25 protein-coding genes, 3 tRNA genes and 2 rRNA genes are annotated in these 16,284 nt (G+C 45.4%); 29 read left to right on the top strand and 1 reads right to left on the bottom strand.

The features are described from left to right. The 4 genes from DN599_RS07240 to birA all read left to right on the top strand — a co-directional run. Positions 1–593 (top strand): 23S ribosomal RNA (locus DN599_RS07240); the annotation flags it as partial. Positions 594–841: 248 nt separating this feature from the next. Next, positions 842–957, top strand: a 5S ribosomal RNA gene (rrf, locus tag DN599_RS07235). A 940-nt stretch (positions 958–1,897) separates the two neighbouring features. Beyond that, positions 1,898–2,947 carry a UDP-N-acetylmuramate dehydrogenase gene (gene murB, locus DN599_RS07230; RefSeq protein ID WP_239473254.1) on the top strand — a complete coding sequence of 350 codons (1,050 nt, stop codon included), beginning with the start codon at positions 1,898–1,900 and terminating at the stop codon, positions 2,945–2,947. After that, positions 2,940–3,899 carry a bifunctional biotin--[acetyl-CoA-carboxylase] ligase/biotin operon repressor BirA gene (gene birA, locus DN599_RS07225; RefSeq protein WP_110456987.1) on the top strand — a complete coding sequence of 320 codons (960 nt, stop codon included), beginning with the start codon at positions 2,940–2,942 and terminating at the stop codon, positions 3,897–3,899. Before murB ends, birA begins: the two co-directional genes overlap by 8 nt. A 43-nt stretch (positions 3,900–3,942) precedes the next feature. Here birA and coaA read toward each other — a convergent pair whose 3' ends face one another. Then, positions 3,943–4,893 carry a type I pantothenate kinase gene (gene coaA, locus DN599_RS07220; RefSeq protein ID WP_110456986.1) on the bottom strand — a complete coding sequence of 317 codons (951 nt, stop codon included), beginning with the start codon at positions 4,891–4,893 and terminating at the stop codon, positions 3,943–3,945. Positions 4,894–5,127: 234 nt separating this feature from the next. Here coaA and DN599_RS07215 point away from each other — a divergent pair. The 25 genes from DN599_RS07215 (at position 5,128) to rplO (ending at position 16,281) form a co-directional block, all read left to right on the top strand. Then, positions 5,128–5,203 (top strand) — tRNA-Thr (locus tag DN599_RS07215). 7 nt (positions 5,204–5,210) lie between these two features. After that, positions 5,211–5,295: transfer RNA gene (locus DN599_RS07210), tRNA-Tyr, on the top strand. A 35-nt stretch (positions 5,296–5,330) separates the two neighbouring features. Next, a tRNA-Gly gene (locus tag DN599_RS07205) sits at positions 5,331–5,404 on the top strand. Between the two features lie 186 nt (positions 5,405–5,590). After that, on the top strand, positions 5,591–6,775 hold the full coding sequence (gene tuf, locus DN599_RS07200) for an elongation factor Tu (RefSeq protein WP_110456985.1): 1,185 nt from the start codon (positions 5,591–5,593) through the stop codon (positions 6,773–6,775). A gap of 364 nt (positions 6,776–7,139) precedes the next feature. Further along, on the top strand, positions 7,140–7,451 hold the full coding sequence (gene rpsJ, locus DN599_RS07195; protein ID WP_011070616.1) for a 30S ribosomal protein S10: 312 nt from the start codon (positions 7,140–7,142) through the stop codon (positions 7,449–7,451). Positions 7,452–7,478: 27 nt separating this feature from the next. After that, positions 7,479–8,117: a 50S ribosomal protein L3 gene (gene rplC / locus DN599_RS07190; protein WP_110456984.1), complete on the top strand. Its 639-nt coding sequence runs from the start codon at positions 7,479–7,481 to the stop codon at positions 8,115–8,117. A 16-nt stretch (positions 8,118–8,133) separates the two neighbouring features. Continuing rightward, a complete protein-coding gene (rplD, locus tag DN599_RS07185) occupies positions 8,134–8,739 on the top strand; it encodes a 50S ribosomal protein L4 (RefSeq protein ID WP_110456983.1) in 606 nt (201 codons plus the stop codon). After that, a complete protein-coding gene (rplW, locus tag DN599_RS07180; RefSeq protein ID WP_011863968.1) occupies positions 8,736–9,035 on the top strand; it encodes a 50S ribosomal protein L23 in 300 nt (99 codons plus the stop codon). The genes rplD and rplW overlap by 4 nt, the downstream gene beginning before the upstream one ends. 16 nt (positions 9,036–9,051) lie before the next feature. Then, complete coding sequence (gene rplB, locus DN599_RS07175) at positions 9,052–9,879, top strand: 50S ribosomal protein L2 (protein ID WP_028764679.1); 828 nt, start codon at positions 9,052–9,054, stop codon at positions 9,877–9,879. Positions 9,880–9,890: 11 nt separating this feature from the next. Further along, on the top strand, positions 9,891–10,169 hold the full coding sequence (gene rpsS, locus DN599_RS07170; RefSeq protein ID WP_006083596.1) for a 30S ribosomal protein S19: 279 nt from the start codon (positions 9,891–9,893) through the stop codon (positions 10,167–10,169). A gap of 15 nt (positions 10,170–10,184) precedes the next feature. Then, on the top strand, positions 10,185–10,517 hold the full coding sequence (gene rplV / locus DN599_RS07165; protein ID WP_011863971.1) for a 50S ribosomal protein L22: 333 nt from the start codon (positions 10,185–10,187) through the stop codon (positions 10,515–10,517). A 9-nt stretch (positions 10,518–10,526) separates the two neighbouring features. Continuing rightward, positions 10,527–11,216: a 30S ribosomal protein S3 gene (gene rpsC, locus DN599_RS07160; RefSeq protein WP_110456982.1), complete on the top strand. Its 690-nt coding sequence runs from the start codon at positions 10,527–10,529 to the stop codon at positions 11,214–11,216. Between the two features lie 11 nt (positions 11,217–11,227). Beyond that, complete coding sequence (rplP, locus tag DN599_RS07155; protein ID WP_110456981.1) at positions 11,228–11,638, top strand: 50S ribosomal protein L16; 411 nt, start codon at positions 11,228–11,230, stop codon at positions 11,636–11,638. Continuing rightward, entirely contained in the window at positions 11,638–11,829 is a 192-nt protein-coding gene (gene rpmC / locus DN599_RS07150; RefSeq protein WP_011863974.1) for a 50S ribosomal protein L29, read from the top strand. Before rplP ends, rpmC begins: the two co-directional genes overlap by 1 nt. Further along, complete coding sequence (rpsQ, locus tag DN599_RS07145; RefSeq protein ID WP_110456980.1) at positions 11,829–12,077, top strand: 30S ribosomal protein S17; 249 nt, start codon at positions 11,829–11,831, stop codon at positions 12,075–12,077. The genes rpmC and rpsQ overlap by 1 nt, the downstream gene beginning before the upstream one ends. Positions 12,078–12,256: 179 nt before the next feature. After that, complete coding sequence (gene rplN, locus DN599_RS07140; RefSeq protein WP_011863976.1) at positions 12,257–12,625, top strand: 50S ribosomal protein L14; 369 nt, start codon at positions 12,257–12,259, stop codon at positions 12,623–12,625. Between the two features lie 11 nt (positions 12,626–12,636). Beyond that, a complete protein-coding gene (rplX, locus tag DN599_RS07135) occupies positions 12,637–12,951 on the top strand; it encodes a 50S ribosomal protein L24 (protein WP_110456979.1) in 315 nt (104 codons plus the stop codon). A gap of 12 nt (positions 12,952–12,963) precedes the next feature. After that, positions 12,964–13,503 carry a 50S ribosomal protein L5 gene (gene rplE, locus DN599_RS07130; protein ID WP_110456978.1) on the top strand — a complete coding sequence of 180 codons (540 nt, stop codon included), beginning with the start codon at positions 12,964–12,966 and terminating at the stop codon, positions 13,501–13,503. Between the two features lie 10 nt (positions 13,504–13,513). After that, positions 13,514–13,819 (top strand): 30S ribosomal protein S14, encoded by a 306-nt coding sequence (rpsN, locus tag DN599_RS07125; RefSeq protein ID WP_110456977.1) that lies wholly within the window; start codon positions 13,514–13,516, stop codon positions 13,817–13,819. Positions 13,820–13,842: 23 nt separating this feature from the next. Further along, on the top strand, positions 13,843–14,235 hold the full coding sequence (gene rpsH / locus DN599_RS07120; protein ID WP_110456976.1) for a 30S ribosomal protein S8: 393 nt from the start codon (positions 13,843–13,845) through the stop codon (positions 14,233–14,235). 10 nt (positions 14,236–14,245) lie between these two features. Continuing rightward, positions 14,246–14,776 (top strand): 50S ribosomal protein L6, encoded by a 531-nt coding sequence (rplF, locus tag DN599_RS07115; protein WP_110456975.1) that lies wholly within the window; start codon positions 14,246–14,248, stop codon positions 14,774–14,776. Between the two features lie 10 nt (positions 14,777–14,786). Further along, complete coding sequence (gene rplR, locus DN599_RS07110) at positions 14,787–15,137, top strand: 50S ribosomal protein L18 (RefSeq protein WP_028764670.1); 351 nt, start codon at positions 14,787–14,789, stop codon at positions 15,135–15,137. Between the two features lie 13 nt (positions 15,138–15,150). After that, entirely contained in the window at positions 15,151–15,654 is a 504-nt protein-coding gene (gene rpsE, locus DN599_RS07105; RefSeq protein ID WP_110456974.1) for a 30S ribosomal protein S5, read from the top strand. 5 nt (positions 15,655–15,659) lie between these two features. Continuing rightward, on the top strand, positions 15,660–15,845 hold the full coding sequence (gene rpmD, locus DN599_RS07100) for a 50S ribosomal protein L30 (protein WP_028764668.1): 186 nt from the start codon (positions 15,660–15,662) through the stop codon (positions 15,843–15,845). 1 nt (position 15,846) lies between these two features. Next, positions 15,847–16,281 carry a 50S ribosomal protein L15 gene (gene rplO / locus DN599_RS07095; protein ID WP_110456973.1) on the top strand — a complete coding sequence of 145 codons (435 nt, stop codon included), beginning with the start codon at positions 15,847–15,849 and terminating at the stop codon, positions 16,279–16,281. Positions 16,282–16,284: the final 3 nt, after the last annotated feature.

The raw sequence follows: 16,284 nt of genomic DNA, 5'->3' as shown, positions 1-16,284 counted from the left end.
TCGTACGGTTAGTGCAATGGCATAAGCCAGCTTAACTGCGAGACATACACGTCGAGCAGGTGCGAAAGCAGGTCATAGTGATCCGGTGGTTCTGAATGGAAGGGCCATCGCTCAACGGATAAAAGGTACTCCGGGGATAACAGGCTGATACCGCCCAAGAGTTCATATCGACGGCGGTGTTTGGCACCTCGATGTCGGCTCATCACATCCTGGGGCTGAAGTCGGTCCCAAGGGTATGGCTGTTCGCCATTTAAAGTGGTACGCGAGCTGGGTTCAGAACGTCGTGAGACAGTTCGGTCCCTATCTGCCGTGGGCGTTGGATGATTGAAGGGAGCTGCTCCTAGTACGAGAGGACCGGAGTGGACGAACCGCTGGTGTTCGGGTTGTCATGCCAATGGCATTGCCCGGTAGCTACGTTCGGAATCGATAACCGCTGAAAGCATCTAAGCGGGAAGCGAGCCCTAAGATGAGTCATCCCTAGGACTTTAAGTCCTCTAAAGGGCCGTAGGAGACTACTACGTTGATAGGCAAGGTGTGTAAGCGTTGTGAGGCGTTGAGCTAACTTGTACTAATGACCCGTGAGGCTTAACCATACAACCCAAAAGGGTTTCTAACTAAGTGAATACTTAGCGAAAGAATACCGCCACTTGATTTAGTGTGACTCAAATTTAACTCTTGTATAAAGAGAACAGCTTTCTAAATTTATAATTTTGGTTAATTACGCAGGTAATTGTTTGGCTGACAAAGCCGTAACGAGCGAAGCGCGGAGTGTACTTTAGTACATGAGCACTGTAGCGAGGAAACAATGCCGTCAGACGGACAATTAACCAGTAAGAATTTGTCTGGAAACCATAGCATTGTGGTACCACCTGATCCCATCCCGAACTCAGAAGTGAAACGCAATCGCGCCGATGGTAGTGTGGGGTCTCCCCATGTGAGAGTAGGTCATTTCCAGACGCCTAATACGACAAAGCCCGTTGCTAATGCAACGGGCTTTTTTCGTTTTAGCCTGGAGCTAACCACTCGAACATGGGGAAATAAATAGTCCGAACGTGGTGAGGTTCAAAACCATGTGGAGGTCGATAAATGTTCCAGACAATATCGACACTTCCGCCATCCTTGGCGGTCGTAGGGGGCAGCGTCTGCGCTTATTAAGCGCAGCTTGATGCTGGAGCTGAACGCGGAGAGCTAGCTCAAAGCTGACCATGATAAGACGCCTAATAAAGCAAAAAGCCTTAGCATAATACGCTAGGGCTTTTTGCATTCTACGCTCCCGTGAAAGAATCACTCCGATGTCGGTCGATAAATGCCCCATACCATATTGACACTTCCGCCATTCTTGGCGGTCGACTGTCGCTAGCGGACTCCCCAGCACTCTGTGAGGGGGATTTTTCGTTTAACCGTTGTTGAAATTATTACTCGAATATGGGGGAGAGTGAGACATCTGCAGTTATCAAACAAAGCTTGATACTGGCTTGGTAGTCAATTATTCCTGTTATTTCCTACATCTATATAGGTCTGCGCCGGGTCATGGTGTGGGCGAGCTCTAAGTAGATCATCACAAACCCATTTTTGATTTCATTTTAAAAGTTAATGCATATAAGAGTGCTCGAAGAGAGTTGCCAATACCAGATGTGAATGTCAATCGATAATGTCTTTGCTAGCGCAATAGGCGAAATCGCTATTTACTGGATAACATCATCCGCATACGCTAAATGCATGACTATGGAGTTGGTGATCTATTATTTTCAATTGAACATATTACGAGTGATAGTACTCTGCATGTATTTATATTGGCCAAATGAGATTTGATATGTTTATGACATGACTTGGGAGGTAATCTGTCTTGAGATCTGATCGATAAAAATGAGGCTAACGGTTACAATAGCGTTTTGTCATGTCAATCAGAATTATGGACTCCATTATTACTTATTCATTAGCCACGCATAATACTCTGGGTATAGATGTCAGTTGTGAGCACTTAATTAAAACGACAGATGAGCTACAACTCATCGATACCTGCCTTGATGCTGCTAATAAAAAGCGGCCGTTATTGGCTATTGGTGGCGGTAGCAATATCGTGTTAACTGATAGTTTTAAGGGGATCGTGGTGCTTATTGCGACTAAAGGCATTAATGTTGTTGAGGATCAAGACTGTTTTCATTTGTCGGTGGCTGCAGGTGAGAATTGGCATGAATTAGTACAATTTTGTTTAACGCATAATATGCCAGGTTTAGAAAATTTAGCCTTAATCCCAGGTTCTGTCGGAGCTGCTCCTATCCAAAATATAGGCGCATATGGCGCTGATTTTTCGCAGTTTTGTGAGTGGGTGGAATATTTAGATCTTACCACTGGTGAGCGTGTTCGCCTCGATGCCGAGCAATGTCTATTTGATTATCGGGATTCGATTTTTAAATCGACATTAAAAGATAAAGCGGTGATTTTAAATGTGGGCCTTCGCTTAGAAAAAGAGTGGCGCCCAAATTTAAGTTATGGTCCATTACAACAATTATCTGCCACTACCCTGACACCAACAATGATTTTTGATTGTATCTGCGCGACTCGTAGCAGTAAGCTGCCTGATCCGGCGGCATTAGGTAATGTGGGTAGCTTTTTTAAAAACCCTATCGTATCTAGTGAACACTTTACTCAATTACAGCAAGAGTATCCTGCTATTGTTGGCTACCCGGTGAATGTTGATAAGGTAAAGTTAGCTGCGGGTTGGCTTATCGAGAATGCGGGGTTGAAAGGCCACGCTATTGGTGGGGCGGCCATACATTTAAAACAAGCCTTGGTTATCGTAAATGTCGGCAAAGCCACAGGGGCTGACGTCTGTACATTAGCGCGTGAGGTGATACAGCGGGTTAATCAAATATATTCGGTCTATTTAGAGGTTGAGCCACGTATCATCGGTGCAGTAGGGGAAAGGGAATTAAATGATGCATGAACAATGGCTGCGTAAACGTGCAATTATTAAATCACTCGCAGGTGGAGAGTTTGTTTCTGGAGAGGCACTCGCTCATGAGCTTGGGATCTCAAGGGCTGCCATCAGTAAGCATGTGGCAAGTCTAGAAGAATTTGGGGTCGATATTTATAGTGTTAAAGGGAAAGGCTATAAGTTGTCGACTCCATTATCTCTTATCGATGAGCAACGTTTGAAGGCGCAAATTAAAGGTCGTTGTTTTTACTTTAATGATATCAATAGCACGAATGCGTTTTTATTAAATCATGTCAATGAGCTCAGCAGTGGTGATATTTGTGTTGCCGAGCATCAATCGGCAGGGCGAGGTCGAAGAGGCCGCACTTGGGTTTCACCTTATGGTTGCCATCTATACACATCTTTTTATTGGCAATTTTCACAAGGTATGTCGCAAGCAATGGGGTTGAGCCTTGTGGTGGGCTGTTCCTTAGTCTCAGTATTACGTAGGTTAGGCGTCGATGGGATCGGGGTTAAGTGGCCTAATGATATCTATCTTAATCATAAAAAATTAGCCGGTATTCTCATTGAGATGAGTGGTCAGGCTGACTATGAATGTAATTTGGTTATTGGGATAGGGATTAACCTTTCGATGTCGGCAGCACAGGCGGATAAGATTGATCAGCCTTGGAGTGATCTGTCTGAGTTAAGCCAACAACCTGACAAGACAGAACTAATGATAGCGCTGCAGCAGCAACTGGTGAGCGATCTTAGTTTGTTTGAATCGCAAGGACTTAAGGCGTTTAAACAACGTTGGCGAGAAGCCGATTTATTTGACGGTAAGGTGGTTAAGTTGCTGATGGGCGATAATAGTGTAGAAGGTATCTGTTGTGGCATAGATGAGCAGGGGGCCATTTTGCTTGATAACGGTAATGGTATAAAGGCGTATGTCGGCGGTGAAATATCCATGCGTCCACTTTAAGGCATAGTTAAACATACATTAGCAATGCTCGCTCTATATTGTCCTATTTACGTAACAGCACCTGATTCATCATATGATCAGTGCCTTTGCTTAAAATCAGATGTGCCCTATCGCGGGTCGGTAAGATATTTAAATTAAGATTGGGGCCATTGATACTGTCCCAAATATTGGCAGCGATACGAGTAGCTTCAGCATCGTTGAGATCTGAATAGTGATGAAAATATGAATTTATATCGCTAAATGCTCCCTGTCTAAACTGTAAGAATCGCGATATATACCACTGTTTCAGCAGTGACTCATCCGCATCCACATAGATAGAAAAGTCTACAAAATCAGATACAAAAGGCTGTGAGATTGCTACATGGCTGTCTTGACTGGTTTGCAAGACATTCAACCCCTCGATAATAAGAATATCTGGTTGTTCAATAACTTGTTGAGTATCGGCAACTCTATCGTAGGTTATGTGTGAATAGATGGGGGCGTGGACTGTACTTTCGCCGGCTTTTATTTTGGAGATAAATTCGACTAACATCTTCATATCATAGCTTTCGGGAAAGCCTTTACGTTGCAGTAAACCACGACGCTTTAATTCTGCTAATGGATATAAAAAACCATCAGTGGTGACCAGGTCGACTTTTGGGTGTTCAGGCCACTGCCTTAATAAGGCTTGCATGATACGTGCAGTGGTACTTTTACCCACTGCAACACTGCCAGCGATACTAATGATGTAAGGGCGTTTAGGGGGCTCTCGACCGATAAATTGGCTTAATACTAGGCCGCGTTGTTGTTTGGCACCGATGATAAGGTTTAATAGTCGACTAAGAGGTAAGTAAATATCGGTGACTTCATCGAGTGAGATAGATTCGTTAATACCGCGTAAGTCTTCGAGATCTGCTTCACTGAGGGTGAGTGGTACCGATTTTCGTAGTTCAGCCCATTGCTGGCGCTCGAAAGCAAGATAAAGCGCATTGTGAATTTGATTAGTGGCTAACATGGATAAATCTCCCCTTAGGCAACGCACAGTACACCATCGTCTTTATGTGAACAACTGCAAAAATGCTATTCCTACAGCAGGGAATAAGTAATGACTCTTTTCTGCCTGAATAGTGCACAGTAAGTGATGCTTTTGGTGGAAAAAGCGCCGCTTAAGCGTTTTTTTTATAGATATTTCAAATTAGCTATTGCACTTGTGCTCATGATTCCCTAATATCCGCTACCGAAATGACACGCCGGCATAGCTCAGTTGGTAGAGCAACTGACTTGTAATCAGTAGGTCCCGAGTTCGACTCTTGGTGCCGGCACCATTTCTCTGGAGGGGTTCCCGAGTGGCCAAAGGGATCAGACTGTAAATCTGACGGCTCAGCCTTCGAAGGTTCGAATCCTTCTCCCTCCACCATTTTTTAGGTAGTTAGGTAACCTTAGTTAGGTTGCGCGGATGTCGTATAATGGTATTACTCCAGCCTTCCAAGCTGATAACGCGGGTTCGATTCCCGCCATCCGCTCCAATTTTCGCTGATTGTGCCCATATCTAAGAGCAATCCCATCTAAAAGGGTCAGTTCTCGATAACTGCCTTCAGCTCCTGCTAAAGTCCCCTAATTATCTTAATGAATCGATTCGATGACATAAAATGCATCGGATTTTTTGTTGTATGTAGATTTCATCACCAAGTATCTCTAATTGGGGCAATACCATGGCTAAAGAAAAATTTGAACGTAGCAAACCTCACGTAAACGTGGGCACCATCGGTCACGTTGACCATGGTAAAACCACTCTTACTGCAGCAATCTCTGCTGTATTGACTAAGACATATGGCGGTGAAGCTCGTAACTTCGCACAAATCGATAACGCTCCAGAAGAGCGTGAGCGCGGTATTACAATTAATACTTCTCACATCGAATATGACACTCCAACTCGTCACTACGCACACGTAGACTGCCCAGGTCACGCGGATTATGTTAAAAACATGATCACTGGTGCTGCACAGATGGACGGCGCTATCCTAGTAGTTGCTTCTACAGATGGTCCAATGCCACAAACTCGTGAGCACATCCTGCTTTCACGTCAGGTTGGTGTACCTTTCATCATCGTATTCATGAACAAATGTGACATGGTTGATGACGAAGAGCTACTAGAACTAGTAGAAATGGAAGTTCGTGAACTGCTATCAGAATATGACTTCCCAGGTGATGACCTACCAGTTATCCAAGGTTCTGCGCTTAAAGCCCTAGAAGGCGAGCCAGAGTGGGAAGCTAAGATCATTGAGCTTGCAGAAGCGCTAGATACTTATATTCCAGAGCCAGAGCGTGCAATTGACGGTGCATTCATTCTTCCAATCGAAGACGTATTCTCAATCGCTGGCCGTGGTACTGTTGTAACTGGTCGTGTAGAGCGCGGTATCATCAAAGTAGGTGAAGAAGTAGAAATCGTTGGTATTCGCGATACTACTAAGACCACTTGTACTGGTGTTGAAATGTTCCGTAAACTGCTTGACGAAGGTCGTGCAGGTGAGAACTGTGGTGTACTACTACGTGGTACTAAGCGTGATGAAGTTGAGCGTGGTCAAGTATTGGCTAAGCCTGGTTCAATCACTCCACACACTACATTCCAGTCAGAAATCTATGTTCTGTCAAAAGAAGAAGGTGGACGTCACACTCCTTTCTTCAAAGGTTACCGTCCACAGTTCTACTTCCGTACAACAGACGTAACCGGTACTATCGAATTGCCAGAAGGCGTAGAGATGGTAATGCCTGGTGACAACGTACAGATGACAGTAACACTGATCTGCCCAATCGCGATGGATGAAGGTTTACGCTTCGCTATCCGTGAAGGTGGCCGTACAGTTGGTGCTGGTGTTGTAGCTAAGATCATTGCTTAATAGCAAAGTGTCTTAATACAATATTGAAAAGGCAGCTTAGGCTGCCTTTTTTATTGGCTAGAATTTGATGAACACAAAGGCTAGCTTTCTTGATCGGAATAAGTATAATACCCGCCACTTTAGAGAGTTAGCAGCTATGTGGTGTTAATTCGCTCAATGGGGTTGATCTCTATGTGCAGATCAGTATAATGCTCCCTCTCGCCTTAACCATTAGGCGGGTAAATTGTCGGTTCTAGAAGCCGACGTAAAATAATACAGCGACTCCGATTTGGAGTCGAACGGTTAAATCATCTCGCTCTGCTTTTCCAGTAAGGAAGAAGCTAGAGGGTGATTTTTTATGTGTCCATTTTAGGAGCTCTGGTCAATGCAGAACCAAAGAATCCGTATCCGCTTAAAAGGATTTGATCATCGTCTGATCGATCAATCTACTGCGGAAATCGTTGAAACTGCTAAGCGCACAGGCGCCCAGGTACGTGGTCCAATTCCACTACCAACGCGCAAAGAGCGTTATACCGTTTTGATCTCTCCACACGTTAATAAAGATGCGCGTGATCAGTACGAACTTCGTACTCATAAGCGTCTTGTTGACATCGTAGAGCCGACTGAGAAGACTGTAGATGCGTTGATGCGTCTAGATCTTGCGGCAGGTGTTGACGTTCAAATTAGCTTAGGTTAATTGAGATCCTTAGAAGAGGTTTGAGAGATGGCTATCGGTCTTATCGGTCGTAAAGTAGGTATGACTCGCATCTTCACTGAAGATGGTGCGTCAATACCTGTAACAGTAATTGAAATTGCAGCTAACCGCGTTGCTCAAGTGAAAACTTTAGAAACAGACGGCTACCGTGCACTTCAAGTTACTACTGGTACCAAAAAAGCTAATCGCATCACTAAACCAGAAGCAGGTCACTTTGCTAAGGCAGGCGTTGAAGCCGGTCGTGGTTTGTGGGAAGTGCGTTTGGCAGATGGTGAAGGCGAAGGCATTGAAGTTGGTGCCGAGCTTAATGTTGATATCTTCGCTGACGTAGCGAAAGTTGATGTTACTGGTCAATCAAAAGGTAAAGGTTTCCAAGGCGGTATTAAGCGTTGGAATTTCCGTACCCAAGATGCAACACATGGTAACTCATTGGCACATAGAGCTAACGGTTCTATCGGTCAAAACCAAACACCTGGTCGCGTTTTCAAAGGTAAGAAAATGTCAGGCCACATGGGTGCCGAGCGTGTTACTACTCAAAATCTAGACGTTGTACGTGTAGATGTTGAACGTAACTTGCTATTGGTTAAGGGTGCAGTTCCAGGCGCTACTAATGGCGACCTGATCATCAAGCCTGCCGTTAAAGCTTAGGTCTGAGGAGATAGTAATGGAATTGGTATTGAAAGACGCACAGAGTGCTCTTGAAGTTTCCGAAACTACCTTCGGCCGTGACTTTAATGAAGCACTGGTTCATCAGGTAGTTGTAGCATACGCTGCAAACGCGCGTCAGGGCACTCGTGCTCAAAAGACTCGCGCAGAAGTAACTGGCTCTGGCAAAAAGCCATGGCGCCAAAAAGGTACTGGCCGCGCACGAGCTGGTACTGTTAAAGGCCCAATCTGGCGTGGCGGTGGCGTAACATTCGCTGCTAAAGCACAAGATCACAGCCAAAAAGTTAACAAGAAGATGTACCGCGGAGCGCTTAAGAGCATTCTGTCTGAATTAGTACGTCAAGATCGCCTTGTTGTCGTTGAGTCATTTGGTGTTGAAGCTCCTAAAACTAAAGAGCTGAAAGCTAAATTGGCAGAAATGAACCTGGAAGACGTTTTAATTGTTACTCCAGAAATTGACGAGAACTTGTTCTTAGCTGCACGCAACCTATACAAAGTTGACGTTCGTGACGTTGCTGGTATCGACCCAGTTAGCTTAATCGCGTTCAACAAAGTACTAGTTACTGCCGATGCTATTAAGCAAATCGAGGAGATGCTGGGATGATAAGCGAAGAACGTTTGCTAAAAGTTATTCTAGCGCCACACATCTCTGAAAAGAGTACTGTATGCGCTGAGAATAACAACACGGTCGTTTTCCGTGTGGCTATCGATGCGACTAAAGCTGAAGTTAAAGCTGCAGTAGCTAAGTTGTTCGAAGTTGAAGTAGATTCAGTTCGCACTTTGGTTAACAAAGGTAAAACTAAGCGTCATGGTGCCCGTACTGGCCGCCGTAGCGATTGGAAAAAAGCCTATGTGACTTTAGCTGCTGGTGCTGATATCGATTTCGTCGGCGCTGAGTAAGCAAAGGAGAATTATCATGGCAGTTATTAAGTGTAAGCCAACCTCTGCTGGTCGTCGCCACGTAGTTAAAGTGGTAAACAGCGATCTGCACAAGGGTAAACCTTTTGCTGGCTTGTTGGCGAAAAAGTCTAAAAGTGGTGGCCGTAACAATACTGGTCGTATCACTGTTCGTCACGTAGGTGGTGGACACAAGCAGCATTACCGTATTGTTGACTTTAAGCGCAACAAAGATGGTATTCCTGCAAAAGTTGAACGTTTGGAATATGATCCAAACCGTACAGCTAACATCGCACTTGTTTTGTATGCTGATGGTGAGCGTCGTTACATCCTTGCAGCTAAAGGCATGCAAGCTGGTGATAAGATCCAGTCTGGTATCGATGCAGAAATCAAAGCGGGTAACGCTTTGCCATTACGCAACATCCCAGTAGGTAGTGTTGTACACGCAGTTGAAATGAAGCCTGGTAAAGGTGCTCAAATCGCTCGTTCAGCAGGTACTTATGTACAAGTTGTAGCTCGTGATGGCGCTTACGCTACTCTACGTCTTCGCTCTGGCGAAATGCGTAAAGTACCTGTAGATTGCCGCGCGACACTAGGTGAAGTTGGTAATGCCGAACACATGCTACGCCAATTAGGTAAAGCAGGTGCTAAGCGCTGGAGAGGCGTACGCCCAACAGTGCGTGGTGTTGCAATGAACCCTGTAGACCATCCACATGGTGGTGGTGAAGGCCGTACTTCTGGTGGCCGTCATCCGGTTTCTCCATGGGGTGTCCCAACTAAGGGTTATAAGACCCGTAGTAATAAACGCACCGACAAGTACATTGTACGTCGTCGTAACAAAAAGTAAGAGGATTCGCCATGCCACGTTCTCTCAAGAAAGGTCCATTCATTGACCTACACTTGCTGAAGAAGGTAGAGAAAGCGATGGAAGCGGGTGACAAAAAGCCTATTAAGACTTGGTCTCGCCGCTCTATGATCATCCCTAACATGATTGGGTTGACCATCGCTGTCCATAATGGTCGTCAGCACGTACCTGTGTTCGTAACTGACGAAATGATCGGCCACAAGCTTGGTGAATTTTCACCAACTCGCACTTATCGCGGCCATGCTGCTGATAAGAAAGCGAAGAAGCGTTAATACGGGAGACTCAAGATGGAAGTTTTAGCTAAACATCGTTTTGCCCGTACGTCGCCTCAAAAGTGTCGTTTGGTTGCAGATCAAATCCGTGGACTGCCTGTTGCTAAGGCTCTCGAAATTTTAACTTTCAGCCCAAAGAAAGCAGCTGTACTTGTTAAAAAAGTACTAGATTCTGCTATCGCTAATGCTGAGCACAACGAAGGTGCTGACATTGACGAGCTGAAAGTTGGAAAAGTCTTTGTAGACGAAGGTCCAACAATGAAGCGTATCATGCCACGTGCCAAAGGCCGTGCTGATCGTATAATCAAGCGTACCAGCCACATCACTGTGGTTGTATCAGATCGCTAGGAGTTAGCAATGGGACAGAAAGTACATCCTAATGGTATCCGTCTGGGTATCACTAAGCCTTGGATCTCGACTTGGTACGCTGATAAATCAGATTATGCCAATAACTTGAGCAGCGACTGGGAAGTGCGTAAGTTTCTAGAAAAGAAACTTAAGCAAGCCTCAGTTTCTAAGATTGTTATCGAGCGTCCAGCTAAGAGTGTTCGTGTTACTATTCACACTGCCCGTCCAGGTGTTGTGATTGGTAAGAAAGGCGAAGACGTTGAAAAATTGCGCAACGAAGTTGCCAAGTTGACTGGTATTCCAGCTCAAATCAACATCGCTGAGATCCGTAAGCCTGAGCTAGATGCGAAGCTTGTTGCCGAAGGCATCGCTTCACAGCTAGAGCGTCGTGTTATGTTCCGTCGTGCTATGAAGCGCGCAGTACAAAATGCAATGCGTCTTGGTGCCAAAGGTATCAAAGTTGAAGTGAGCGGCCGTCTAGGCGGTGCTGAGATTGCGCGTTCGGAGTGGTATCGTGAAGGTCGTGTGCCTCTACATACACTGCGTGCTGATATCGACTATTCTACTGCAGAAAGTCACACTCAATACGGTGTGATCGGCGTTAAAGTTTGGGTCTTCAAAGGTGAAGTCCTAGATGGCGTTGTTCCTGCGCACGAAGAGCCGAAACAGCAGCCGAAGCGTAAGCCTCGCGGTAAATAGGAGAGCTGGCAATGCTGCAACCAAAACGAATGAAGTTTCGTAAAATGTTCAAGGGCCGTAACCGCGGTCTAGCGAACGGCACTGAAGTAAGCTTCGGTGAATTCGGTCTGAAAGCTGTTGGACGTGGTCGTCTAACCGCACGTCAAATCGAATCTGCGCGTCGTGCTATGACACGTCACATTAAACGTCAAGGTCAAATTTGGATTCGCGTTTTCCCTGACAAACCAATTACCTCTAAGCCTCTTGAAGTGCGTATGGGTAAAGGTAAGGGTAACGTTGAATACTGGGTTTGCCAGATTCAACCTGGTAAGGTTCTTTACGAGATGAATGGTGTACCTGAAGCTCTAGCGCGTGAAGCGTTTGCTTTAGCTGCGGCCAAGCTTCCAATTAAGACTACCTTCGTAACTAAGACGGTGATGTAATGAAAGCGAGCGAACTAACACAGAAGAGCGTTGAAGAATTGAACGCTGAACTGCTTGGTCTGCTGCGTGAGCAGTTTAATCTGCGTATGCAACACGCCACTGGTCAGTTGACTCAAACTCATCAGCTTAAAATCGTGCGTCGTAACATTGCGCGCGTTAAGACCATTATTACTTCTAAGGCGGGTGCATAATGACTGATAAAATCCGTACTATGCAGGGTCGAGTAATTAGCAACAAGATGGATAAGTCTATCACTGTCGCTATTGAACGTATGGTTAAGCATCCTTTATACGGGAAGTTTATCAAGCGTACTACTAAGATTCATGCACATGACGAAACAAATCAGTGTAATGCTGGCGATATCGTGACTATTCGCGAATGCCGTCCGCTGTCTAAGACTAAGTCTTGGACTCTGGTTGAAGTAGTAACGAAAGCCTAATTTATTTAGGTATTAGTGAAACGGCTCCTTCAACTGGGGCCGTTTTTATTTTTAGTACTATCTATTCCTATTTTTGGGTGTTATACTTGCGCGCCTTTTTAGACAATAATGTCGTCTAGATTGGTTAAAATATGCCCCAAATGTGGGATTTGTGAAGTAACGATAGCGGAGCACTTAAAATGATCCAAATGCAATCGACTCTAGAAGTCGCCTGTAATAGCGGCGCTCGTAGAGTTCAGTGTATTAAGGTCTTGGGTGGCTCTCATCGTCGTTATGCCGGTATCGGCGACGTCATCAAAGTTTCTGTAAAAGAAGCAATTCCTCGCGGTAAAGCGAAGAAAGGTGATGTGTATAACGCGGTGGTAGTCCGTACTAAGAAAGGCGTTCGTCGTCCAGATGGTTCTGTCATTCGCTTCGATCGGAATGCAGCGGTATTGCTTAACGCAAACCTAGCACCGATTGGTACTCGTATCTTTGGACCAGTGACGCGTGAATTGCGTACCGAACAATTTATGAAAATTGTTTCTCTGGCACCAGAAGTACTGTAAGGAGCTTCAAAATGGCAGCTAAAATCCGTCGTGAAGACGAAGTAATTGTACTAGCAGGTAAAGACAAGGGTAAACGCGGTAAGGTTTCTCGAGTTTTGCCAACTGGTAAATTAATTGTAGAAGGCATCAATCTTATCAAGAAGCACCAGAAGCCTAACCCACAAATGGGTGTGACTGGTGGTATTGTTGAGAAAGAAGCACCAATACAAGCATCAAATGTAGCGATTTTCAACTCTGCCACTGGCAAAGCTGATCGCGTTGGTTTCCGATTTGAAGACGGCCAAAAAGTCCGTTTCTTTAAGTCGAACAGTGAACTCGTTAAGTAATTGGAGTAAACGATGGCGAAACTGCATGATAAATATAAAGAGACTGTTGTCGCTGAGCTTGCAAAGAAGTTCGGTTATACCAGTGTCATGCAAGTCCCTCGGATTGAGAAAATCACCCTCAATATGGGTGTTGGCGAAGCTGTAGCAGATAAGAAAGTTATGGAGCATGCGCTTCGTGACATGACTGCTATTGCTGGTCAAAAGCCAGTAGTAACTGTTGCTCGTAAATCAGTTGCTGGTTTTAAAATCCGTGATGGCTACCCGATCGGCTGTAAGGTAACTCTGCGTGGCGAACGCATGTGGGAGTTCCTTGAGCGTTTAGTTGATATCGCAATCCCGCGTATCCGTGACTTCCGTGGTTTGAGCGCTAAGTCGTTCGACGGACGCGGTAACTACGCGATGGGTGTACGTGAGCAAATTATCTTCCCGGAAATCGAGTACGATAAAATCGATAAAATCCGTGGTATGGATATTGTTATCACTACTACTGCGAAGAATGACGAAGAAGGCCGTGCTTTACTAGACGCCTTTAACTTCCCATTCAAGAAATAAGGGTAGCGAAATGGCAAAAAGTTCAATGAAAGCACGTGAAGCAAAACGTGCCAAGCTCGTGGCTAAGTATGCTGAACAGCGTCTAGCTCTTAAGGCTATCATTAGCAGTCCAACTACTTCTGATGAAGATCGTTGGGATGCAGTTCTTAAGCTGCAAGGCCTACCACGTGACTCAAGTTCTGCGCGTCAGCGCAATCGTTGTAGTCAAACTGGTCGCCCACATGGTTTCCTACGCAAATTCGGCTTAAGCCGTATTAAATTGCGTGAAGCTACCATGCGTGGTGAAGTTCCTGGCCTGCGTAAGGCCAGCTGGTAATACTTGTCACGGAGTAAGCTAATATGAGCATGCAAGATCCAATTGCGGATATGTTAACTCGCATTCGTAACGGCCAAGCTGCTAACAAAGTATCAGTATCTATGCCTTCTAATAAGCTAAAAGTTGCTATTGCACAGACGCTTAAAGAAGAAGGTTATATTGCTGACTACGCCGTAGCAGGCGAAGCTAAGCCGGTTTTAGAAATCACTTTAAAGTATTTCCAAGGCCAACCAGTCGTTGAGACTATCCAGCGCGTAAGTCGTCCTGGTCTTCGTATTTACAAAGGTAAAAACGAACTTCCAAAGGTGATGGGCGGACTGGGTGTCGCAATCGTGTCCACTTCTAAAGGTTTGATGACTGATCGTACTGCCCGCCAAAATGGCATGGGTGGGGAAGTTATCTGCTACGTAGCATAAGGAGCTAGCAATGTCTCGTGTCGCAAAAGCACCAGTCGCTATTCCTGCAGGCGTAGAAGTGACTTTAAACGAACAAACTATCACCGTAAAAGGTGCTAAAGGTAGTTTGACTCGAGTAATTAACGCTGATGTTTCTGTTGTTGTAGAAAACAATGAAGTTAAGTGTTCACCAGTTGAAGGCGCTAAAACCGCTGCACAAGCTGGTACTGCTCGAGCTCTAATCAACAACATGGTTGTTGGTGTTCACGAAGGATTCGAAAGAAAATTGACTCTAGTAGGTGTTGGTTACCGTGCAAAAATTGCTGGTAACGGTATCGACTTGACTCTAGGTTTCTCTCACCCTCTAGTACACCAGCTTCCTGACGGCGTAACTGCAGAGTGCCCAAGTCAAACTGAAATCGTACTGAAAGGTACTGATAAGCAGTTGATTGGCCAAGTTGCTGCAGAGATTCGTGGCTACCGTCCACCAGAACCTTATAAAGGTAAAGGTGTTCGTTATGCTGATGAACAAGTACGCCGTAAAGAGGCTAAGAAGAAGTAGGTAACGCGATATGGATAAGAAAACATCTCGCTTACGCCGCGCTACTCGCGCCCGTAAGAAGATCCAAGAGCTGGGCGTTAACCGTCTGGTTGTACATCGTACACCACGTCACACGTACGCACAGGTTATTGATGCCAACGCGCAAGTTGTGGCGGCAGCTTCTACTGCTGAGAAAGCGGTATCAGAGCAGCTTAAATACACAGGTAACGTTGATGCAGCAAAAGTAGTGGGTAAAACCGTTGCAGAGCGTGCTATCGAAAAAGGCGTAACTGTAGTTGCATTCGATCGTTCCGGCTTTAAGTATCACGGACGCGTAGCTGCATTAGCAGACGCTGCTCGTGAAGCTGGCCTCCAGTTCTAAGGAATGATTTAAAATGGCTAAATTTGAAGCTCAACAAAAAGACGATCTGCAAGAGAAGTTAGTTGCAGTAAATCGTGTTTCTAAAGTAGTTAAAGGCGGACGTATCTTTAGCTTCACTGCACTAACTGTAGTGGGTGATGGTAACGGTAAAGTCGGCTATGGCTATGGTAAAGCGCGTGAAGTACCTGCAGCAATTCAGAAAGCAATGGAAAAGGCTCGCCGTAACATTGTTTCTGTTGAACTTGTAAATGGTACTTTGCACCACCCTGTTAAGGGCCGTCACACTGGTTCGCGTGTTTACATGCAACCAGCCTCTGAAGGTACTGGTATTATTGCCGGTGGTGCTATGCGCGCCGTATTGGAAGTAGCAGGCGTTCATAACGTTCTGTCAAAAGCATACGGTTCTACTAACCCGATCAACATCGTTCGCGCAACTGTAGATGCGTTGGTGCACATGAAGTCACCAGCTCAAATCGCAGCCAAGCGTGGCCTGAATGTTGATGAAATTCGAGGTTAAGCACCATGGCTACTAAAACTTTAAAAGTGACTCAGACTAAAAGTTCTATTGGACGTTTGCCAAAGCATCGTGCCACTTTAACTGGTCTAGGTCTACGCCGTATTAATCACACTGTTGAAGTTGAAGATACTCCTTCAATTCGCGGTATGATTAACAAGGTTTACTACATGGTTTCGGTGGAGGAAGTATAAGATGCGTCTAAATACTCTATCACCTGCTGCAGGTGCTAAATCAGCAGCTAAGCGTGTAGGTCGCGGTATCGGTTCTGGCTTGGGTAAGACTGCTGGTCGCGGTCACAAAGGTCAGAAGTCTCGTTCAGGCGGCGGCGTTCGCGTCGGTTTCGAAGGTGGTCAAATGCCACTTAAGATTCGTTTGCCGAAGTTTGGTTTTACCTCGCGTAAAGCGTTGGTATCTGCCGAAATTCGTATCAGCGAACTAGCTAAAGTTAACGGTGATGTTGTCGACTTGAATGCACTGAAAGATGCGAATCTCGTTACTCGCAACATACAGTTTGCTAAAGTCGTTCTTTCAGGTACCATTGAACGCCCTGTGACCGTTAAAGGTCTTAAGGTAACTAAAGGTGCTCGTGCAGCTATTGAAGCTGCCGGCGGAAAGATCGAGGAATAATAC

The sequence above is a fragment of the Shewanella algidipiscicola genome, from assembly GCF_900380485.1.
GTDB lineage: Bacteria > Pseudomonadota > Gammaproteobacteria > Enterobacterales > Shewanellaceae > Shewanella > Shewanella algidipiscicola.
Note: the sequence above shows the minus strand (reverse complement) of the source record. Positions and strands in the feature narration are given on the sequence as shown.

Coding starts and splice junctions, on each gene's coding strand:
- murB (WP_239473254.1), top strand. CDS start 1,898: ATGTCAATCAGAATTATGGACTCCATTATTACTTATTCATTAGCCACG.
- birA (WP_110456987.1), top strand. CDS start 2,940: ATGCATGAACAATGGCTGCGTAAACGTGCAATTATTAAATCACTCGCA.
- coaA (WP_110456986.1), bottom strand. CDS start 4,893: ATGTTAGCCACTAATCAAATTCACAATGCGCTTTATCTTGCTTTCGAG.
- tuf (WP_110456985.1), top strand. CDS start 5,591: ATGGCTAAAGAAAAATTTGAACGTAGCAAACCTCACGTAAACGTGGGC.
- rpsJ (WP_011070616.1), top strand. CDS start 7,140: ATGCAGAACCAAAGAATCCGTATCCGCTTAAAAGGATTTGATCATCGT.
- rplC (WP_110456984.1), top strand. CDS start 7,479: ATGGCTATCGGTCTTATCGGTCGTAAAGTAGGTATGACTCGCATCTTC.
- rplD (WP_110456983.1), top strand. CDS start 8,134: ATGGAATTGGTATTGAAAGACGCACAGAGTGCTCTTGAAGTTTCCGAA.
- rplW (WP_011863968.1), top strand. CDS start 8,736: ATGATAAGCGAAGAACGTTTGCTAAAAGTTATTCTAGCGCCACACATC.
- rplB (WP_028764679.1), top strand. CDS start 9,052: ATGGCAGTTATTAAGTGTAAGCCAACCTCTGCTGGTCGTCGCCACGTA.
- rpsS (WP_006083596.1), top strand. CDS start 9,891: ATGCCACGTTCTCTCAAGAAAGGTCCATTCATTGACCTACACTTGCTG.
- rplV (WP_011863971.1), top strand. CDS start 10,185: ATGGAAGTTTTAGCTAAACATCGTTTTGCCCGTACGTCGCCTCAAAAG.
- rpsC (WP_110456982.1), top strand. CDS start 10,527: ATGGGACAGAAAGTACATCCTAATGGTATCCGTCTGGGTATCACTAAG.
- rplP (WP_110456981.1), top strand. CDS start 11,228: ATGCTGCAACCAAAACGAATGAAGTTTCGTAAAATGTTCAAGGGCCGT.
- rpmC (WP_011863974.1), top strand. CDS start 11,638: ATGAAAGCGAGCGAACTAACACAGAAGAGCGTTGAAGAATTGAACGCT.
- rpsQ (WP_110456980.1), top strand. CDS start 11,829: ATGACTGATAAAATCCGTACTATGCAGGGTCGAGTAATTAGCAACAAG.
- rplN (WP_011863976.1), top strand. CDS start 12,257: ATGATCCAAATGCAATCGACTCTAGAAGTCGCCTGTAATAGCGGCGCT.
- rplX (WP_110456979.1), top strand. CDS start 12,637: ATGGCAGCTAAAATCCGTCGTGAAGACGAAGTAATTGTACTAGCAGGT.
- rplE (WP_110456978.1), top strand. CDS start 12,964: ATGGCGAAACTGCATGATAAATATAAAGAGACTGTTGTCGCTGAGCTT.
- rpsN (WP_110456977.1), top strand. CDS start 13,514: ATGGCAAAAAGTTCAATGAAAGCACGTGAAGCAAAACGTGCCAAGCTC.
- rpsH (WP_110456976.1), top strand. CDS start 13,843: ATGAGCATGCAAGATCCAATTGCGGATATGTTAACTCGCATTCGTAAC.
- rplF (WP_110456975.1), top strand. CDS start 14,246: ATGTCTCGTGTCGCAAAAGCACCAGTCGCTATTCCTGCAGGCGTAGAA.
- rplR (WP_028764670.1), top strand. CDS start 14,787: ATGGATAAGAAAACATCTCGCTTACGCCGCGCTACTCGCGCCCGTAAG.
- rpsE (WP_110456974.1), top strand. CDS start 15,151: ATGGCTAAATTTGAAGCTCAACAAAAAGACGATCTGCAAGAGAAGTTA.
- rpmD (WP_028764668.1), top strand. CDS start 15,660: ATGGCTACTAAAACTTTAAAAGTGACTCAGACTAAAAGTTCTATTGGA.
- rplO (WP_110456973.1), top strand. CDS start 15,847: ATGCGTCTAAATACTCTATCACCTGCTGCAGGTGCTAAATCAGCAGCT.